This is a genomic window from Streptomyces sp. CO7, assembly GCF_053474865.1.
In genome coordinates this window covers 277,844-279,109 of sequence record NZ_JBRIOU010000003.1, presented here as the reverse complement: position 1 = coordinate 279,109, position 1,266 = coordinate 277,844, and the positions used below count along the sequence as shown (strand labels likewise).

1 protein-coding gene is annotated in these 1,266 nt (G+C 77.3%); it reads right to left on the bottom strand.

Translation table 11 applies throughout. The annotated features are described in order from the left end of the window. Positions 1-57: 57 nt before the first annotated feature. Positions 58-1,110, bottom strand: coding sequence for an NlpC/P60 family protein (locus ACOV8S_RS11145; protein WP_448317622.1), 1,053 nt, complete (start codon positions 1,108-1,110; stop codon positions 58-60). Positions 1,111-1,266: the final 156 nt, after the last annotated feature.

Genomic DNA, 1,266 nt, shown 5'->3' with positions numbered 1-1,266 from the left:
CGCCCCCTCGCCCCGGCGATCGGGGCCGGCCCGCCGGCACAGGGGCGGCGCCCCAGATCAGGGCCGGGTGACGGAGGCGATGGGCAGCATGTCGACCGGGTCGTAGCGGACCGCGGCGCCCGGGCGCGGGGCGTGGATGACCTGGCCGTTGCCCGCGTAGAGGGCGACATGGCTGGCGTCGGACCGGTACGTCACCAGGTCCCCCGGCCGCGCCTGCGAGAGCGGCACCTGCGCTCCCGCCGTCCGCTGCGCCTGCGAGGTCCGGGGCAGGGAGACCCCGGCCCGGCCCCAGGCCCACTGGGTGAGTCCGCTGCAGTCGAAGGCGGTCGGCCCGTTCGCGCCCCAGACGTAGGGCCGCCCCAGCGCGGTGCGGGCCGCCGCCAGCGCCGCGGCGGCCCGCCCGGAGACCGCCGTGTCCTCGCCGAGCGGCGGCAGGTCGCGCCCGGAGCGGGCGGCCCGGTCCCAGGCGGCGCGTTCGTCCTCGGGCAGCGTCTGCAGCAGCTGCCGGGCCCGTCTCAGCTTCCCCTCCACGACCCGTTTCCGGGCGGTCACGTCCTTGCGCACCCGCTCGAGTTCGGCGAGGTCCGCGACGGCCTCCGAGCGCTGCTGGCCGAGTTCGCGCAGCGCTCCGCGCAGCCGGGTGAGCTTGCCGGCTTGGCGGGAGCCGATGCGGTCCAGCACCGCGGCCTTGTCGAGGTAGTCGTCGGGGTCGGCGGAGAACAGCAGGGCCAGCGACGGGTCCATGCCGCCGGAGCGGTACTCGGCGCCGGCCAGCGAACCCAGCTGCTCGCGCAGCTCGTTGACCCGGTCCTGCTGCCGGGCCATCCGGTCCTGGGCCTGGTCGATCTCCTCGCGCAGCCGCTCGGCGCGCTCGTCGGCGTGGTTGAAGGCCTCGGTGGCCTGCTCGGCCTCGGTGTACAGCCGGTCCAGTTCGGAGCGGGCGTCCCGAGGCCCGTCCGGGGTGCCGGGGGCGGCGGCGGCATGGGGGGCGACCCCGAAGGCGGCGGCGACCGAGAGGACGGCGGCGGTGAGTCGGGCGGCGCCGGGCGCCGAGGAGGCGCGGCCCGCGGGGGCGGAGCGGCGCGGTGCGAGGCGGCGGTGACAACCCACGGAGGACCGCACTCCCTTCGAGGCCGGCGGAGCGCGGGCCTCACGGCTGACGGACCGTCACCGGCTGTGACGGGACCGATCCCCACGGTGTCGGGGGAAACGCGCCAGACAGTAGCCCCGTCACCGGGTCACCTTCAAAGACCGCCGGGTCCGAAC